Below are 17,936 nucleotides of genomic sequence, written 5' to 3'. Positions count from 1 at the left end.
GGGGTGACCTCAGTCGTTGCCGATAAACACAGCCGCTTGCGCGCTCTTGCCCAGCACATGGGCACGACGTGCCGCACCGGGTGTATCCGCGCCCTGGGCGAGGATGTCTTCGGGATGGATCAGCGTCGGGCCATTGCCCAGTTCCTCAAGCGCCAGGAGCGCCAGGTCTTCAGCCTGGGGCAAGGTCATGGTCAGAGCGTCGGGAATGTTCAACTTGACCATAGCATCACGCATGGTCGGTGTGTCGACGGTGCCGATGAGCAGGTTGAGCACATCCACGCCACGGTCTTTCCACTCGGCCCATAACGACTCGCCGAGATTCAATGCGAACCCCTTGGTGGCGGCGTACATCGCCAGTTTGCGAATACCGCCCAATGCAGCCTGGGAACCCACCAGCAGCAGTCCGCCCTGTCCGCGCGCCAGCATGGCGGCACCAAAGGCATGGCTGCATTGCATCACGGTCGAGCAATTGAGGCGCAGCAAGGCGCCCCAGTCCTCAACCGAGGTGTCGAGGAAGCGTGTGATGTAAGGGTCACCGCCAGCGTTGTAAATAAACAGACCGACTTGCCGTTCACCCACAGCCGCCATCAATTGCTCGCAGGCATTCGGATGAGCAAGGTCTTGGGTCACCACCAGCACATCGATGGCGTACCGTTGCTCCAATTCGCTTTTCAATTGCGCCAGCGCGTTACCACGGCGCGCCACCAGCACGCAGTTGAGGCCACGCTCGGCCAGTGAACGGGCGAACGCAGCGCCCAGGCCATGGGAGGCGCCGGCAATCACGGCCCATGGGCCATACCGATGCGCGAAGGCATTATTAGGAACAGGCATAGGGACTCCAAAACGAGGGTCCGGTGACCGATCACCGGACGAGGAAGGTTTCAGCGCGTCAGATGACAGGCGGCAGGTCGATGTGGCTGGCGGAGGCGCCAATGGCGGTGCTGCCATAGACCAGGACGCGGCGCTCGATTTGCGCCATGAACAGGCGCAGCAAGGGCTCGTCGTATTCGGGCCCGGCGCTTTTGACAAAGGCCTCCAGCTCTGCATCGATCTCGTTGTAGCCACTGAAGGTGCGGTCCAGCAGGTCTTGCGCTTCTTGTTGTTCCAGCTCGCGCAAGTGCAACTCCATGGCATCACCACGACCCAGGTATTCCACCAATTTGCTCACTGCGCGCAGTTTAGTCTTCTGGAAGTCACTGCTCACTTCCACCTGTGCCAGGGCATCGGCGAGCATGGTCAGCAACGCTGCATTCGGGCCACTGCTGACAATGTCCAGTGTCGGCGTTTGCAGAGCGACCCCCATGGCTTCGGCCAGCGCATGCACCACCACCCGGCGCAGGGCGAGGTCAAACTCGGCGTAGGTGTCATGGGGGTCACCCGGTTGTGGCGTAGCCACCGACGCCGAGAACTGCATCGTGCTGACGGTGGCAAACAGGGCGGTGTGATAACGCACGACATCGGGGTCCGCCGGTTCACCGGTCACTTGCTGGTAGTAGCGATACAGGGCCGCGAAGCTGTCCCCGAGCGGCTCATAATTGTCGCGCATGCGCGCCGAAGCCAGGTCGGCCAGGGGATCGCCGATCATGGCGAATTCAAAATCATAGAGGCCAAGCACCTGGCCGTTCTCGAACAGGAATTGCCCCGAGTCATACTGAACGAAAGCAGGCCGGGTGCGGTGCCGTGGCACGTTGCGGCGCAGCCAACCGAGGGCGAATTCGGCCAGCGGTTGCGGCTTGGTTTTATTACGCGCGTACAGCGGGTAATAGGCCTCCAGGCCTGCCAAGGTCATGTCCTCGGCACCTGTTGGGAGGTCAATACCCTGCTCGACAAAGGGTTGCAGCGGCAATTGATGCATGCGTGCCATGGCGTCGACCCACTGGCGTGCGACCCCATGGCGTTCGGCATCGCTCTGCGCGGTGCTGACATCACGACTCCCCGGCACCCACTGCATCACGATGGCCTGCGGATCTTCGCAGAAACCGTAGATACGCGGTACCGGCACGCCTTGCTGATCGAGCACAGTGAGAATATCCGCTTCCCGGCGTAGCTCCGGAAATGGACTGACATCCCCCCCGCGCTCGCCACGAATGTGCAGTTGAAGGGTTTCGCCCTCGCGTTGCAGTTCAAGGTTCCAGGCCGGGCGCCAGCGCGGCAGGCGTTGCATGGCAGTGACTTTCCCACCCAGCAGCCCTTCGACAAAAGTACGCAGCTTTTCTTCGAGCGGATCACAGGTCGCATTTATTGTTGTTGACATACAAGGTCCTCATCAGGCGCTGATGACCAGCGCCGTTTTCAATGGGTGTCGGTCACTCCAGCCCCAGGCCCGCCCACCTGTTCCAGCGGCACGCCTTTTTTCCTGGCAAGGTCGGCGGTGTCCAGGTACTCGCGCCAGGCACAGATGAGCCCGTTTTCATCCAGCTCATACACCGCCACCATCGAGTGCGGCATGGGGATGCCATTGCTGACGCAGTAATCGTCGCGCTCGGTCATCACCACGCGCTCGGAAGAGACAATGTGGCGCGTGGTGCAGCGGTTATGCGTGACATAACTCATCTGCCGCTCGATCTCGCGACGCAACGCAGCATGCCCGCGGATCACCGGGCCACCCGGCACCCACAGTTGCCAGACGGCGTTGTCGGCGAAGGTGGCCATGATGCGGTCGATATCGGGGCGGCTGCCGTCGCTGCCATCGCCCCAGGCGGCCAGCATGTCGAGGATGAAGCGTTCCTGTTCGAGTGCCATGAAACGGGCTCCAGTGCAGTGAATGGATCGGCATCAGACCGAGGCTTTGGGCAGCAGGAAATTGCGCACCACCGGCACCATCGGCGTGCCGCAGCTCATGCCGCCGTCCACGCGCATCAGCGTGCCGTTGACATAGGCCGCGTCGTCGCTGGCGAGGAAAGCAGCCATGGCGGCGATATCTTCCGGCTCGCCCAGTTGCGGTACGTTTTGCAGATCGAGAAAGGCGGCCTTCATGGCCTCGTTGGCCCAGCTTTCCATGGCAGGCGTGCGAATCACCCCCGGTAAAATGCCATTGCAACGAATGCCGCGCTTACCGAAGGTGGCGGCAATGCTTTGCACGTACCAGTTGAGCGCGGCCTTGGAGGCGCCGTAGCTGAACTGGGATATCTCACCGGCAATCGAGCTGGTGGACGAGGTGAACAAAATCGAGCCACTGCCCTGGGCGAGCATGTGCGGCAAGGCGTATTTGCACGCCAGCACACCGCCCAGCACGTTGACACGCATGCAGTTGTGGAACAGCTCGGTGTTGAAGTTGATGAAGTCGATATCGCGCGTGGTGGCCGGGTTTCGGTACACGGCGTTGTTGAACAGCACGTCGATCCAACCGAAGGTCTGGACGGTCTGCTCAATCATCTGCCGCAAGGCGTCTTCATCACCGACGTCCACCTGCAAGGCCAGGGCGTTGGCACCGATTTCCGCTGCCACGGCCTGCGCCGATTCAGCGTAAAGATCGGTGACCACCACCGTGGCGCCTTCCCTGGCAAAACGCAGTGCCGAGGCACGGCCAATGCCGCTGCCTGCGCCGGTGATCACACAGATTTTGCCGGCTAGACGTTTCAGGATCTCGCTCATAAAGGAATCTCGGGACGGATAAAAAAAATCGGCGCCCGTGGCGAACGCCGAAAAGGAGCATGACGTCAGCGGGTCTGCCCCCCGGCGATGGTCTGCGGGTTGGCTTCACGCTCAGCCACCGGTGCCTTTCGGTAGCGCGTCGGGCCATTGCCGAACATGCCGTATTGGTCACGGGTGAAGTCGTACAGCGAGTAGGAATCCTGTTGCGGATTGTTGGGAATGCCGTAGGCCTCGATGTTGTACTGCGAGCCGGTACGGAACAGTGCACCGCTGTCGTCCCAGGCGTCGTAGACCGCAGCGCCGTAGGTGTCCTCGTCGATGTAGTAGCGACGTTTCTTTTGCGCGTGGCGCACCCCGTCCTTGCGGGTCGCTTCCACCACCCAGACGCGGTGCAGCTCCCAACGCTCACAAGCGGGGTTGATGTGTTTGGGCATGAGCTTCTTGTCCATGTCGCAACCCCATTTCAGCGTGTAGTTGCTGTAGGGAATGAACATTTCCTTCTTGCCCACCAGCTTCCAGTCGAAGCGGTCCATCTTCCCGGAGAACAGGAAGATTTCGTCGTAGAACGCCACCCCGCCGAACGCCGAGTTGGGGGTGTCGTAATTGAACTCCGGGGCCTTGCGCACACGGCGCTGGCCGGTGCTGTAGCTCCAGGCGTATCGGGCGTCGGCGACCGGGTGGAGGTAATCCCAATACCCGGATGCCTGCCCGGCGGTGCGAGCCGGCGCGACAATGCGCGACCAGATACGCTGGGCGATTTTTGGATCGCGCCCTGGCACCTCCAATTGGTAGAAAGGTTTTTCGCCGGTGGACTGGTTGGTGTTGGTCAGCGTCGCATGGCCTTCGTTGACCACATAGGCACTGTGGTTCCAGTCCCAGCCATTCACGCCCTGGTAGTTGAGGATGTAATTCCACATCAACTCCCGACCGTCACGCGGCAACGGGAATGGCAGGCCGCCACGGCAGCCTTCGCTGATCGACAGACCGTCGTTTTCGGTTTTGCATTCCTTGCGGCTGGCGTTGCGCTGGGTGGCGGCCAGAAAGTCAGCCGGAAAGGCCGCCGTCCGGTGCGTGGGGTACACCTCGAGATAATAGGTGTCGGGGTTCTGCTTGAGCAGTTGCAATTGCCCGGCCGCCAATTGGTCGGCGTACTGATCGGCGTTGGCCGCCGTGATGCGCAAGCGTGGTTTTTCATTGGCGAACGGGTTGGGCCAGTTCCCATCGCCGGGCACCAGGCCTGCAGGCACTTTCAAACCACCGTCGTACGCCGGGATCGTGCCCGCGGCGTTGCCCGCGACTATCGCGCCAAACGGCGTGAGCTTGCCGCCCAGGTCGGCCGGGGTGAAGCTGTCATCGGCCAACGCCGAACCCGCCAACGCGATGACCACCAGGCCTATCGCATGAAAATCAACCATCATGACATTCTCCGATCAGAGGGGGGTGATCACCGAACCCGGCGATCACTGCATTGCATTCAGAGGCTGTTCAGAACGCGGTGCTGAGGGTCAAGGACACCCAGTTACGGTCGGTCAGACCAACATCGCCGGAACCGCCAACCACCGTTTTGCCGACACCGGCGACGTCCGCGTAGTGGCGCTCACTGCCGTAGCCGATGTACGACAGGGTCACGTCAACGCGCTCGTCGTAAGTGCCCTTGATGCCAGCCTTCCAGGTGTATTTCCCTTCGTTGCCACCGCCCGTTGCGGCATTGCCGTTGACGCCGTAATCCACACTCATGGGGGTGGAAATATTCCAGCCGGGGAACACCCCAAGCCATTGCGGCGCAAAGCTGACGGCGAGGCCGACATAGTTCTTGGTGGCGCAGCCGTAGTGCTTGTCCTGGCCGGCCGGGCAGCCGCCATAGCCTTCGCCCTTGAACAGTTCTTCATGCTGGGTCACCCGTGCCACATGGCTGAAAGCCATTTCGGCAATCAGGCTGCCGGTGTCGAAATAATCGGTGCGCGGCAGCAACCACAAGCCGTTGACCACCATGTGCCACGTATCACCCCGGGCACCTTGGTTGTCGACGGTGCTGATATTGCTGGAGACCAGCGAGGTGTTCTGGCGATACGACAGGTCTACTCCCAGGGAGCCACCACCCAGTACCGGGCCAGCGGAATAACCCAGGCCATAGAGCTTGACGTTCTCGGCGTACACGTACCGGGCGAAGGTGGGCGCCACCTGCAGGCCCCACGGGTTGTAATCGTCGAACTGGCGATAGAACAGGCTGACCTCCGAGTGCAGGAAGTCGAAGCTGTAAGTGCCCATCACCCCCCAGTTGCCCCGGTCCTTGGGCTTGACCGGATCGATCAACGGCCGTGATACACCACTGAACAGCGGCAAGCGGTCCGGCCCCTCCAGGGCGACGTCGGCAGACGCCAGATAAGTGCCGCCTTCCGGTGCCCGAGTGGTGTCCCATTCGAAGAAATACTGCGCCGCCACCGATAACTTGTCGGTGACCTGTGCCTGGGTGGAAAGCTGCGTCAATGGCAGGAAAATTTCGCGAGTCTCGGTACCGGGGTTGCTCACGGCCTTGCGCCCATCCAGCGGTGCTTGCGAATAGGAGACCGCATGCCCGGCAATCAGCAGGCCATTGCCCCAGTACACGGTGTGTCGACCGGCACGTACGCTGACCGGAATGTCACCGAGTTCGAAGCGGGTAAAGGCGAAGGCGTCCAGCAACTCACCGCTGGGGCCGCGGTGGTAGCGCTTGGTAAAGCCCGAGTAATGGCCGTTGGTGTAGCTCGGCGTGCTGGTACCGGGAAACGCGCCGGGGTAGTAGACATTGCCAGGGCTGGTTTCGACATCGGTGTCCGCATATGCCTGGTCGTACCAGGCGGCGCCGCTGATGCGAAAGCCGTTGTACTGCTTGTAAGCCACCTCCATTTCACTCATCCAATCGATGCGATTGGTCACCACATCGCCTCGATCGAACTTGGAATCGGACTCGTCGTAGCTGGCATTGTTGGCCAACGCGGAGTCGCGTCCCTCGGCCCGTATCCCGAGGTTGTAACGTACGGTGTTGTCCCAGCGCGCGGTCAGGTCGGGATTGCCGGTATCAAACTCGGCAGCCTGACCAGGGCTGACGATGAAGGCACACCCGGTCACGCTGAACCAGACGGCCAGGCTTAACGGCTTTAACTTTGCATCGATCATCAACACTCCCCCTACATTCTTGTTGTTATTGGCAGCCGAGGCGTTGGGCCGTTTGGGCCGCGCGATAAGCGCCGGCCCGACGGCATTCGGTATGGCCTGAAGTAGACGGGAGGGGGAGGTTCGGGCACAACGGTTGGGAGCATTGCTCAAATGCATTTTGGTATTGATCAAATGCTCAGGCCCACGGAGGGCGTGCAACACGCAAGCTGTGTCAGCACGGACCGCTGGACGACTGAGCGGTATTTGAATAACCAATACCGACCCGTCGTTTTTGTGATTTTACGATGACAGAAGCACTCCCTAGACTCCGGCCAATAACTAGGCAACGCCGCTCTCCTGGCGCCGCCATGACAATAAAGCCTGGAGGATGAACATGAGTGCGCCCCCGTCCCTGGATGACAAATACGTCCAGCACAGTGGAAACGTTTTGCTCAGCGGGATTCAGGCGCTGGTGCGCCTGCCGCTGATGCAGCGCCAACGCGACCTGGCCAATGGCCTGAACACCGCCGGGTTTATTTCCGGGTATCGGGGCTCGCCGCTGGGTGGTTTCGACCAGGCATTGTGGAAGGCGCGCGACTATCTCAAGGCGCACCACACAGTGTTCCATCCAGGCATGAACGAAGACCTCGCCGCCACCTCGATCTGGGGTACGCAGCAGGTCAACCTCTTCGAAGGCGCCACCTACGATGGCGTGTTTGGCATGTGGTACGGCAAGGGTCCGGGCGTCGACCGCTGCGGCGATGTGTTCCGTCACGCCAACGCCGCCGGCACCTCGCCGTTCGGCGGTGTACTGGCCATTGCCGGTGATGACCATGGCGCGCGTTCCTCCTCGCTGCCTCACCAGACCGAGCACATCTTCAAAGCAGTCATGATGCCGGTACTGGCACCATCGGGCGTGCAGGAATACCTCGACTACGGCATGCACGGCTGGGCCATGTCACGTTATTCCGGGTGCTGGGTTGCACTCAAGGCAGTGGCCGATACCGTGGAGAGCGCGGCCATTGTCGATATAGACATTCATCGCGTGCAGCCGATCATTCCCGATATCCCGCTGCCCGAAGGCGGCTTGAATATTCGCTGGCCAGACCCGCCCCTGGCGCAGGAACAACGCCTGCTGGAACACAAGCTGTATGCCGCCCTCGCCTACGCCCGCGCCAATCGCCTCGACCGGATCGTGATGGACTCGCCGAAGGCGCGGATCGGTATCATCACGTCCGGCAAATCCTACCTCGACGTGTGCCAGGCACTGAAAATCCTCGGTATCGATGAAGCCCTGGCGCAGCAGATCGGCTTGCGCGTGTACAAGGTCGGCATGGTCTGGCCGCTGGAGGCTGAAGGCGTGCGGCAGTTCGCCGAGGGCCTGGAAGAAATCGTGGTGGTCGAAGAAAAACGCCACATGATCGAATACCAGTTGAAGGAAGAACTCTACAACTGGCGCGAAGATGTCCGCCCGCGCATCGTCGGCAAGTTTGACGACAAAGGTGAATGGAGCCTACCGCACACCGATTGGTTGCTGCCCGCCATCAACGACCTGACCCCGGCGATGATCGCCCGTGCGCTGGCCAAGCGTATGTTGCGGGTACATCAAAGTGGCCCGCTGCAAGTGCGCCTGGCCGTGCTGGATGCGCAGCTGGCCAGCAAAGGCCAGTTCAGCAACCTGATGGACCGCGTCCCCCATTACTGCTCCGGTTGCCCGCACAACACCTCGACCAAAGTGCCCCAGGGCAGCCGGGCACTGGCCGGCATCGGTTGCCATTACATGGCCGCGTGGATCTACCCCCAGACCCAGACTTTCAGCCAGATGGGTGGCGAAGGCGTGGCGTGGATCGGCCAGGCGCCCTTCACCACCACCCAACATGTTTTCGCCAATCTGGGTGACGGTACCTATTTCCACTCCGGCATTCTCGCGATCCGGGCTGCCGTCGCGGCAAATGTGCAGATCACCTACAAGATTCTCTACAACGATGCCGTAGCCATGACCGGTGGGCAACCGGTGGACGGCAGCCTCAGCGTGGCGCAGATCAGCCGACAGCTCGCCGCCGAAGGCGTACAGCGCGTGGTGGTGGTCAGCGACGATGTCGAGAAATACCAGCATATCCATGATCTGGCTGATGGCGTGCCGGTGCTGCGTCGCGACAAGATGGACGAGGTGCAGGAACAGCTGCGTCAATTCCAGGGTGTGTCTGCAATCATTTATGACCAGACCTGCGCCGCGGAAAAACGTCGGCGTCGCAAGCGCGGCAAGTTCCCCGATCCGGCCCGCCGGGTAGTGATCAACGAAGCGGTGTGTGAAGGCTGCGGTGATTGCAGCAGCAAATCCAACTGCATGTCGGTGGTGACAGTGGAAACCGAGTACGGCCACAAGCGGGAAATCGACCAGTCCTCGTGCAACAAAGACTTCACCTGCCTCAACGGCTTCTGCCCGAGTTTCGTCACGGTCGAAGGTGGCGCTTTGCGCAAACCCAAGGCGCTGGCGGCTACGGCGGATGACGTCTGGGAACTGCCAACCCCTGCGACCGTTACCCTGGATGAGCCCTACAGCATTCTGGTGACCGGCGTAGGAGGCACCGGCGTGGTGACCATCGGCGCACTGCTGGGAATGGCAGCGTTTATCGAAGGTAAAGGCACACTCAACCTGGACATGGCGGGCATGGCGCAAAAAGGCGGCGCGGTGTGGTCGCATATCCGCATCGCCGCGCATCAGGATCAGTTGTTCGCGCCCCGGATTGCCGAAGGTGAAGCAGCGCTGCTGCTGGGCTGCGACCTGGTGGTCAGCGCCAACACCGAAACCCTGTCCAAGCTGCGCCAGGGCGTTACCCATGCGTTGATCAACAGTGAAGAAAGTATTACCAGCGCCTTTGTGCGCACCTTTGCCCAACAGGCCGAAAGCGGCGATTTGCAGAAACACCCGGACCCGACATTCCAGACCCAAAGCATGTCGGCACAAATCGCCGAAGCGGTTGGCCAGGCCCAGGCCGACTTCGTCGACGCGAGCAAAATCGCCACGGCATTGATGGGCGATTCGATTGCCACCAATACCTTCATGCTCGGCTATGCCTACCAGAAAGGCTGGTTGCCCGTGGGCGAAGCGGCGCTGCTACAGGCCATCGAATTGAATGGCACTGCGGTCCCCTTCAACCTTTCAGCCTTTGCATGGGGCCGGCGCAGTGCCGAAGATTTGCCACGGGTCTTGCGCAAGCTGGAAGCCGGCAACGTGCAGAACGCAGATCGCCGGCTGTCGCAAAGCCTGGAGGAAACGCTGGAACGCCGCGTGGCATTTCTCACGGCGTACCAGAACAAGGCGTATGCCCAACGTTACCGACAACGGGTCGAGCAAGTCATGGCAGCGGAAACGGCACTGCTCGGGCAGCCGGGCAAGCTGTCGGCAAGCGTCGCCCGTTACTACTTCAAAGTGCTGGCGATCAAGGATGAATACGAAGTGGCACGTCTGTTTACCGATGGTCAATTCCTGGAAAAAATCCAGGCGGGCTTCGAGGGCGACTACCGCCTGCGCTTCCACCTGGCGCCACCGCTGCTCAATGATAACGGTACCGGTCGTGAGCCGAAAAAGCGCAGCTTCGGCCCGTGGATGCTGCAAGGCTTCAAGCTGCTGGCCAAGCTCAGGTTCCTGCGCAACACCTGGCTCGATCCATTCGGTCGCACCCACGAGCGCAAGGTGGAACGTAACTGGCTGGCCAACTATGAAAGCATCCTCGACGAAGTGTTGAGTGATTTGACTGCGGACAAGCTGGGCCTGGCTCAGGATCTGGCGCAGTTGCCAGACAGCGTCCGCGGTTATGGTCCGGTTAAAGAACGCTTCCTCGCCCACGCCCGAGAGCGCCAGGCACTTTTGCTTGAGCAGTGGCGCAACGGCACGGGGGCAGCGTTTCACGATGCCAGTCGAACCACAGGAAAAATCACCGTCACCCAACTTTAAGTTCGACACCCCGGCGCTGCGGCGTCGGGGTGTACGTTTTTTTGCCACGTGGCAGGGTATGACGTTCTCTTCTTTTTCAACCTGACAACAAGGTCGACTAATGGACGAAAAGCTGGCGAAAAACTACCGGGAAATACTCCAAGGCGTGGGCGAGGATCCGCAGCGAGAAGGCTTGCTGAATACGCCAGAACGCGCGGCCAAGGCCATGCATTACCTCTGCCATGGCTATCGGCAAACGCTCGAAGAGATCGTCAACGGTGCACTGTTCGAGTCGGACAACGATGAGATGGTCATCGTCCGGAATATCGAACTTTACTCGCTGTGTGAACATCACATGCTGCCGTTTATTGGTAAGGCGCATGTTGCTTACATGCCGACGGGCAAAGTGCTTGGTCTGTCAAAGGTGGCGCGTATTGTCGATATGTTTGCCCGCCGCCTGCAAATTCAGGAAAACCTCACCCGTCAAATTGCCGAAGCTATTGCCCAGATCACCCGTGCCGCCGGCGTGGCGGTGGTAATCGAGGCGAAACACATGTGCATGATGATGCGCGGCGTTGAAAAGCAGAACTCTGTAATGAGCACTTCGGTAATGCTCGGTACTTTTCGCGAGTCGTACAACACGCGCCAGGAGTTCTTGCAGTTGATCCGCAGCCGCTAGGCGATGCACCTGATTCGCCCAGGCATGGCGGCATTCAGTTCAAACATTGACTTGAGGTGCCCTAATGACAACTGAATCTACCCTCAGCTTTGTTCTCCATGACGTTGCCCGTTTGATGCGAAAACGTTTCGAGCGATTGACTCGTGCAGCCGGCCTAACGCGCGCTCAATGGCAAGTTCTATCCAAACTGTCCATGCATGAGGGCATTTACCAAAAGGGTCTGGCCGATCTGCTGGAAGTCGAGCCTGTCACTCTGGTACGCCTGCTGGACAAAATGCAGGCGCGCGGTTTGATTGAGCGTCGCAACCACCCCACTGACCGTCGTTTTTTCTTGTTGTTCCTAACCCCGAGTGCCCACCCGCTGCTGAAGTTCATGCGCTCCATTGGCGAGCAGACGCGACTGGAGGCCATGGCAGACTTCTCCCCTCAGGAGTATGACCAATTGCAGCAGTACCTAGAGCGTATGCGTGAACATTTGCTGACGGCTTGCAGCCTGCCCCCGGACGAAGCCACAGCAGGCTAGGTGCAACGGGAATCCACCAAGCACCCATCCGTAGGCGCCCTGGATCGGTCGGTCATATTTCAAAGCGAAAACGTCCTACCGCCAGATTCAGCTCATCGGACAGCTCCCGCAAAGAAACCACGGCTCCGGAGACTTGATGAGTGATCGCATCGCCCTCGCCGGCCATGCGTGCGATGTGCTCGACGTTCGCAGTGATGCCCCGCCCACCCTCGCTCTGCACACTCGCCGCGTCCGCAATCTGGTCCACCCCGCGCGTGGAATCACCGACCAGTTCCGCTGCCTGTTGTAGCGTACTTTCCAACTCAGTCAACAATCGGCCGCTATCATCCAACGCCACCGTGCCGGCGCGCAGGGCTTCGTCGACAACCTCAGACTGACTCTCCAGCTTCACGGTCAGTTCGTTGATCGAATTAGCGGCCGTCGCAGAGCGTTGTGCCAAGTTGCGCACCTCGTCGGCCACCACACTGAAACCGCGTCCGCTCTCTCCTGCCCGCGCCGCCTCGATCGCCGCATTGAGGGCCAACATACTGGTCTGTGCGGAAAGATCCTTGACCTGACCGATGCTCGTAGTGATCGCCGTCGTGCTCTCGACGAAATCGCCCACCGAGCCGCGGATCGCTGAGAACGCAAGGCGCACGCTGTCGATCTTCTGAAGCAGTCGTGCCAGTGCCAGGTGTCCATCTTGCGCACCACGCAAACTGGCTTCGGCACAACTGCGCAGGCTCTCTGCATGACGGGAGATTGCTGCAATCCCGTCGCTCATCTGCTCGATGGTCATCGAAACCGCACCCACCGCACCGGCCTGTGCGGTAGAGCTTTCGGCCACCCGAGCAGAGGTTTCCACAAGTTCCTCCGCCGACGCGCCAACCGATGCCGCAACGCCGGCTACCTTGCGCATGGCCTGCTGGAAGCTATCAATGAGCTCGTTGAATGCCTGGGCGGTATGGGCAACCTCATCTCGCCCCATGACCCGCACACGTCGGGTCAGGTCGCCGTCGCGCAAGTCGATCGACGCCTGCTCGATTTCCCGGATGGGCCGGATGATCTGTGAACGCAATAACAGACTGACCACCACAGCCAGTATGCTGGCGACCAGCAATACCACGACCAGCATCTGCGATACCTGTCGTTGCGTGGCACCGGCCTCGGCAAAGGCGCCAGAGGTCAGCTCCGCCTGCAGCCCCAGAAGGCGGCTGAATTGGCCTTGTAGCCCATTGTTATCGGCGCGCACCCTTCCGAGCAGCGAAGCAGCCTGTATCTGATCGCTCAGGGCGGTGCGCTTGAAATCGGCAAGGCCCTCGCCAACGACCGCGGCCTGTTCCTGCACGGCCTGGTAGAGGGCTTTCTCCTCGTCACCCAGGCGCGTCTCACGGGCTACCTTGTCCAGCCCCACGCGCATATCGTCGACACTGGCCTGCATGTCTTCCAGATAGGACTCAAGGTCTTCAGCAGAAGCTTGCCCGTTGGATTCGAGAATTCGCGCGCCTGCCGCATAAGCGCCGACCATCGCCGCCTGCGAGGCGGCCGAGGTTTCCAATACCTGGCGATACTGCTGAAAGCGCAACTGGTCTATTTCCTCAATCACCGCTTGCTGCTTGGCAAGCCCCCGGTAGGCCAGACCGGAGACAACCAGGAGAGCGAGCATGAATAACCCGGGCAACACGAGGAGTTTGCCGCCGATAGAAAGGCCTTTGAGAAGTGACATGATGGGTACCGTTTTTGTTTTTATAGGGACATGACTGGGCAGGCAACTCTCCCGCCTAATTCTTTATACAGTATTTAATTCTTCTTTCAGAATAAAAATAACTATTTGCCCCCCATCAATGACCGGTTCCAGCGAGCGCGCACGCGCATCGACGCCTCATCACCTCATATGCCGGCCAAGGCGCATGGCTCATTCAGAACGAACCCGAAACCGCGCCCGATATCGCCCCGGACTCTCCCCCGTCCACTTCTTGAACGCCCGATGAAACGCACTCGACTCCTGAAATCCCAACTGCTCGGCAATCTCGCTGATGTTCGCCTTGCTCTGGCGCAACCATTCAAACGCCAGCGCGCGCCGCACTTCATCTTTGATTTCCTGATACGAACAACCTTCACGTCCTAACTTCCGGCGAAACGTGCTGGGACTCAGGTGCTGCTCCAGGGCGAAGGCCTGCAAGGTCGGCCATTCGCTGTAATGGCTGTGGCGCAGGCGTTGATGAACCTGCGACGCCAGCCCATGTTGGTTGCGAAAGCGGATCACCAGCCATTGCGGTGCGGTGCGCAAAAAAACTTTCAGCGAGGCAAGGTCTTGGACTACGGGCAAGCGCAGGTAATGACTGGCGAACTCGATTTCGGTGCGCTCGGCACCAAAGGTCAAGTTGGCTCCCCAAAGCAACGCATCATCACGCAACGACAAGCGCTGATGACGAAAGTCTGCCCGATCGATAGGAATGCGTCGCCCGCCCAGCCAGCACAGCAGACTGATCATCAACACCAGGAACGTTTCTTCTCCCAACCGGCTGACCTCACTGTCCTGCGAACCGCTCTGCAAGCTGATCACCGCACGTTTGCCACGCACAGTTAGCGTGCCGCGATAATCACCTAGGAACAGGGCAAAATTGGCCAGGCACTGACGCATGGCTTTCTCCAACGTCGGCTCCTGAATCAATGCCCTACATATCAAGGCAAAACTGCCCGGCGGCATGCCATGGGCGTCCAATTGAAAAAACTCGTCGTTCAGCTCACGAATTTGCACCAGCCACAACGCGGCGAAGGCCTTGGCCGGTACCCGTGCTGTCGGTTGACCCAGCAATGCCGGATCGATGCCCACCTGCTCCAGTATTGAACGCAAACGCTGCGGTTTCTCACGCAGCGCATGGATCATGGGGAACATGAAGTAAGCCGCCACCGAATCCGTTTCCCGCATTTGAATGCCTCTCTCACATCTGAATATGGCAAAAAACGCCATCACCCTTGAACAGTTCTGGCATAGGCCAGTGGCGCTGCTGATTCTAAACACGTGTCCAACATAAAAGACCTGCTTAGAGGGCAACATGAAGCATTCCGATATTTTTGTCGTGAGCGCCGTCCGTTCTGCCATTGGCAGCTTTGGCGGCTCGCTCAAGGACGTGCCGCCTATTGACTTGGCAACCGAGGTTTCCCGCGCCGCTATCGAACGGTCAGGCCTGGCGCCCGAACACATCGGCCATGCGGTGATGGGACATGTGATCCCGACCGAGGCACGTGATGCCTACATCTCTCGGGCTGTCGCAATGAATGCCGGCCTGACGAAAGAAACCCCCGCCTTCAACGTCAACCGCCTTTGCGGTTCGGGTCTCCAGGCCATTGTCAGTGCCGCGCAAAGCTTGATGCTCGGAGACGCGGGTGCTGCGCTGGCCGGTGGCGTCGAGTCCATGAGCCGGGGGGCGTATTTGTTGCCGCAGGCGCGCTGGGGGGCACGAATGGGCAACGTGCTGGCCATCGACTATATGCTTGGGGTATTACAGGACCCATTTGCCGGTTTCCATATGGGTATCACTGCTGAAAATATCGCCGAGCACTATGGCATCACGCGTCAGACCCAGGATGAACTGGCGCTTCTGAGCCAGCAGCGGGCTGCCCGGGCGATTGCCGAAGGGCGTTTTTCCGGGCAAATCGTGCCGATCGAAGTCGCGACCCGCAAAGGGCCTGTTTCGTTTGCGACGGATGAGCACGTACGGGCCGAGGTCGACGCCGAGCAATTGAGTCGCATGAAGCCGGCCTTCAAGAAGGATGGCAGCGTCACCGCTGGCAACGCGTCTGGCCTCAATGATGGTGCCGCTGCACTGATCCTGGCCACGGGCCAGACTGTTCACGAACAAGGCCTCAAGCCCCTGGCGCGACTGGTAGGTTATGCCCACGCCGGCGTTGAACCTTCGATGATGGGGTTGGGACCGATTCCCGCCACCCGCCTGGTGCTCCAACGTGCCGGCCTGAGCGTTGCCGACCTCGATGTGATCGAGGCCAACGAAGCCTTTGCCGCCCAGGCCTGTGCCGTAGCGCAAGAACTGGGCTTCGATCCGCAGAAGGTCAACCCCAACGGGTCGGGCATCTCGCTGGGCCATCCTGTGGGCGCCACTGGCGCGATCATTGCGACCAAAGCCATTCACGAACTGTATCGCTGTCAAGGCCGTTATGCCCTGGCGACCATGTGTATTGGCGGCGGCCAAGGCATCGCCGTGTTGTTCGAACGGGTTTGATAAGGAAATACGCATGACTCTTCAGAATATAGGCGTCATCGGCGCCGGCACCATGGGCAATGGCATCGCGCAGGTCTGCGCCCTGGCTGGTTTCAATGTGACCTTGATCGACATATCCGAGGGCGCCCTGCAAAAGGCAGTCGCAACCGTCGATAAAAACCTTAATCGACAGGTTTCCAAAAACACCCTGACGCATGAGCAAAAGCTCGCGGCTCTCGACAGGATACGCACCAGTACTGAATACCACAGCCTGCAAAACGCGCAACTGGTGATCGAGGCCGCCACCGAAAACCTCGACCTGAAACTGCGCGTGCTACAACAAATCGCCGCGCAGGTCAGCGCCGAATGTGTAATCGCCTCCAATACCTCATCGCTGTCCATTACCCAATTAGCTGCCAGTGTGAGCCGGCCTGAACGCTTCATCGGCCTGCACTTTTTTAACCCAGTGCCGGTAATGGGCCTGATCGAAGTGATACGCGGTCTGCAAACCAGCGATGCTACCCGTGCCCTGGCGCTGGAAATGGCATCCACGCTCGGCAAGACCGCGATCACCGCTGCCAACCGTCCGGGTTTCGTGGTCAACCGGATCCTGGTGCCAATGATCAATGAAGCAATCCTGGTGCTTCAGGAAGGCTTGGCCAGCGCCGAAGATATCGACGTGGGCATGCGCCTGGGCTGCAACCAGCCAATCGGCCCGCTGGCGCTGGCGGACCTGATCGGCCTGGATACCCTACTCGCTATCCTTGAAGCGTTCTACGTTGGTTTCAACGACAGCAAATACCGCCCCGCGCCACTGCTCAAGGAGATGGTTGCCGCCGGTTACCTGGGACGCAAAACAGGGCGTGGCTTCCATGCCTATGCCTGAGCGTTGCTCGCGCTTCGCCGAGTATCGGGACAAGGTGCTGGAGCTTTTTGCCAGCAAAGGGTTCGGTCAGGTCGGCATGCGAGAGCTTGCCACGTGCCTGGGGCTGTCCCCAGGCTCGCTGTATCACCACTACCCCAGCAAACAACACTTGCTGCTCGACCTGATCGAAGAATTTTACGAAGAGCTGCTGGCAACCCTGGCGCGCATCAAGCAAACGGCTACGACAAAACGCGACAGGCTCAAGCCATTGATCCGCGCCCACCAGGATCTACATCGGGAGATGCCTTGGCATTTTCGCCTGGTGGAGCGTGACAGCGGTTGTTTGAATGAAGAACAGCAAGAACGGGTCCGACAACTTCGCGAACAGTACGAACGCCAACTGCTAATGATGCTCGGTGTCCGCTCCCGACTCAGTGAACAGGGCCGAGCCGTCGGTCATGCCATTGCCACGCTGCTTAACAGCGCGCCCGGTTGGCTGACGCACTATTCGCTGGAGGAACGAGAGCACGATAGTCTGATAGAAAACCTGGTGAGTGGCGCCATCGAGAGGTCGCTGGCATCTGGCAATAAGCCTGGCCTTGGTTTCAAAAAACACCCCCAGGAAACTCATACCCCCGCCGCAGTCCAGAAAACTTATTCGGAGCTCCACTGCAGGAAGACATCGTAGCAGAGGGCAGTTGTTGGGAGCAGGCGCGGCTCCTGTGAACACTGCCCTAGTCTGCACTCGTTTCAAAAACTCCCCTCGATACTAGCAGGCGCAGATCCCCGATGCCCCCTCTCCCAAACATGTGAATCAATTGATCGGCGTAACGAACCGATATTTGAATCCGAACGGCTCGCGCCGCGGAAACGCCTAGCGAAACACTTTTGCTACTTACAGTGGGGTGGTTATGCCCGCAAATCTGCTAAAAGAACAACCGAACGTTGCGTACCGAGCTATGGGCGAAGACTATATTCATCGAACGTATGTAGCTCAACGC

14 protein-coding genes and 1 pseudogene are annotated in these 17,936 nt (G+C 59.8%); 6 read left to right on the top strand and 9 right to left on the bottom strand.

The features are described from left to right. Window positions 1–9: 9 nt before the first annotated feature. From MOQ67_RS12175 to MOQ67_RS12150, 6 genes are all read right to left on the bottom strand, one after another. Complete coding sequence (locus MOQ67_RS12175; RefSeq protein WP_034114521.1) at window positions 10–831, bottom strand: SDR family NAD(P)-dependent oxidoreductase; 822 nt, start codon at window positions 829–831, stop codon at window positions 10–12. Between the two features lie 58 nt (window positions 832–889). Further along, window positions 890–2,254, bottom strand: coding sequence for a phosphotransferase family protein (locus MOQ67_RS12170; RefSeq protein WP_198717504.1), 1,365 nt, complete (start codon window positions 2,252–2,254; stop codon window positions 890–892). Window positions 2,255–2,292: 38 nt separating this feature from the next. After that, window positions 2,293–2,742, bottom strand: coding sequence for a nuclear transport factor 2 family protein (locus MOQ67_RS12165; protein ID WP_014338782.1), 450 nt, complete (start codon window positions 2,740–2,742; stop codon window positions 2,293–2,295). 33 nt (window positions 2,743–2,775) lie between these two features. Continuing rightward, the gene (locus tag MOQ67_RS12160) at window positions 2,776–3,594 is read right to left on the bottom strand and encodes an SDR family NAD(P)-dependent oxidoreductase (RefSeq protein ID WP_014338781.1); all 819 of its coding nucleotides are present in this window, start codon (window positions 3,592–3,594) and stop codon (window positions 2,776–2,778) included. Between the two features lie 65 nt (window positions 3,595–3,659). Beyond that, window positions 3,660–5,012 carry a DUF1329 domain-containing protein gene (locus tag MOQ67_RS12155; RefSeq protein WP_198717505.1) on the bottom strand — a complete coding sequence of 451 codons (1,353 nt, stop codon included), beginning with the start codon at window positions 5,010–5,012 and terminating at the stop codon, window positions 3,660–3,662. Window positions 5,013–5,079: 67 nt separating this feature from the next. Next, complete coding sequence (locus tag MOQ67_RS12150; RefSeq protein WP_198717506.1) at window positions 5,080–6,750, bottom strand: DUF1302 domain-containing protein; 1,671 nt, start codon at window positions 6,748–6,750, stop codon at window positions 5,080–5,082. A 373-nt stretch (window positions 6,751–7,123) separates the two neighbouring features. On the opposite strand from MOQ67_RS12150, the gene MOQ67_RS12145 reads away from it, so the two are divergent. From MOQ67_RS12145 to MOQ67_RS12135, 3 genes are all read left to right on the top strand, one after another. Next, complete coding sequence (locus tag MOQ67_RS12145; protein WP_014338778.1) at window positions 7,124–10,687, top strand: indolepyruvate ferredoxin oxidoreductase family protein; 3,564 nt, start codon at window positions 7,124–7,126, stop codon at window positions 10,685–10,687. Between the two features lie 100 nt (window positions 10,688–10,787). After that, window positions 10,788–11,345, top strand: a complete 558-nt coding sequence (gene folE, locus MOQ67_RS12140; RefSeq protein ID WP_014338777.1) for a GTP cyclohydrolase I FolE — start codon at window positions 10,788–10,790, stop codon at window positions 11,343–11,345. 64 nt (window positions 11,346–11,409) lie between these two features. Continuing rightward, entirely contained in the window at window positions 11,410–11,868 is a 459-nt protein-coding gene (locus MOQ67_RS12135) for a MarR family winged helix-turn-helix transcriptional regulator (RefSeq protein ID WP_169866116.1), read from the top strand. Between the two features lie 52 nt (window positions 11,869–11,920). Here MOQ67_RS12135 and MOQ67_RS12130 read toward each other — a convergent pair whose 3' ends face one another. From MOQ67_RS12130 to MOQ67_RS12120, 3 genes and pseudogenes are all read right to left on the bottom strand, one after another. After that, window positions 11,921–12,646, bottom strand: coding sequence for a methyl-accepting chemotaxis protein (locus MOQ67_RS12130; RefSeq protein WP_413469184.1), 726 nt, complete (start codon window positions 12,644–12,646; stop codon window positions 11,921–11,923). Window positions 12,647–12,784: 138 nt separating this feature from the next. Further along, window positions 12,785–12,982, bottom strand: a pseudogene (locus MOQ67_RS12125) (HAMP domain-containing protein); the annotation flags it as partial. A gap of 780 nt (window positions 12,983–13,762) precedes the next feature. After that, complete coding sequence (locus MOQ67_RS12120) at window positions 13,763–14,779, bottom strand: AraC family transcriptional regulator (protein ID WP_014338774.1); 1,017 nt, start codon at window positions 14,777–14,779, stop codon at window positions 13,763–13,765. 127 nt (window positions 14,780–14,906) lie between these two features. Between MOQ67_RS12120 and MOQ67_RS12115 the strand changes: the two genes are divergently transcribed. From MOQ67_RS12115 to MOQ67_RS12105, 3 genes are read left to right on the top strand one after another with little or no spacing between them, the layout of a single operon-like run. Continuing rightward, window positions 14,907–16,091, top strand: a complete 1,185-nt coding sequence (locus tag MOQ67_RS12115) for an acetyl-CoA C-acyltransferase family protein (RefSeq protein WP_169866112.1) — start codon at window positions 14,907–14,909, stop codon at window positions 16,089–16,091. Window positions 16,092–16,104: 13 nt separating this feature from the next. Beyond that, entirely contained in the window at window positions 16,105–16,956 is an 852-nt protein-coding gene (locus MOQ67_RS12110) for a 3-hydroxybutyryl-CoA dehydrogenase (protein WP_198717507.1), read from the top strand. Then, a complete protein-coding gene (locus MOQ67_RS12105; protein WP_080569988.1) occupies window positions 16,943–17,623 on the top strand; it encodes a TetR/AcrR family transcriptional regulator in 681 nt (226 codons plus the stop codon). The genes MOQ67_RS12110 and MOQ67_RS12105 overlap by 14 nt, the downstream gene beginning before the upstream one ends. The last annotated feature ends 313 nt before the right edge of the window (window positions 17,624–17,936 follow it).

The sequence above is a fragment of the Pseudomonas sp. LY-1 genome (assembly GCF_053502595.1).
The sequence above is the reverse complement of the archived record's forward strand: the minus strand, read 5'-3'. Positions and strand labels throughout refer to the sequence as shown.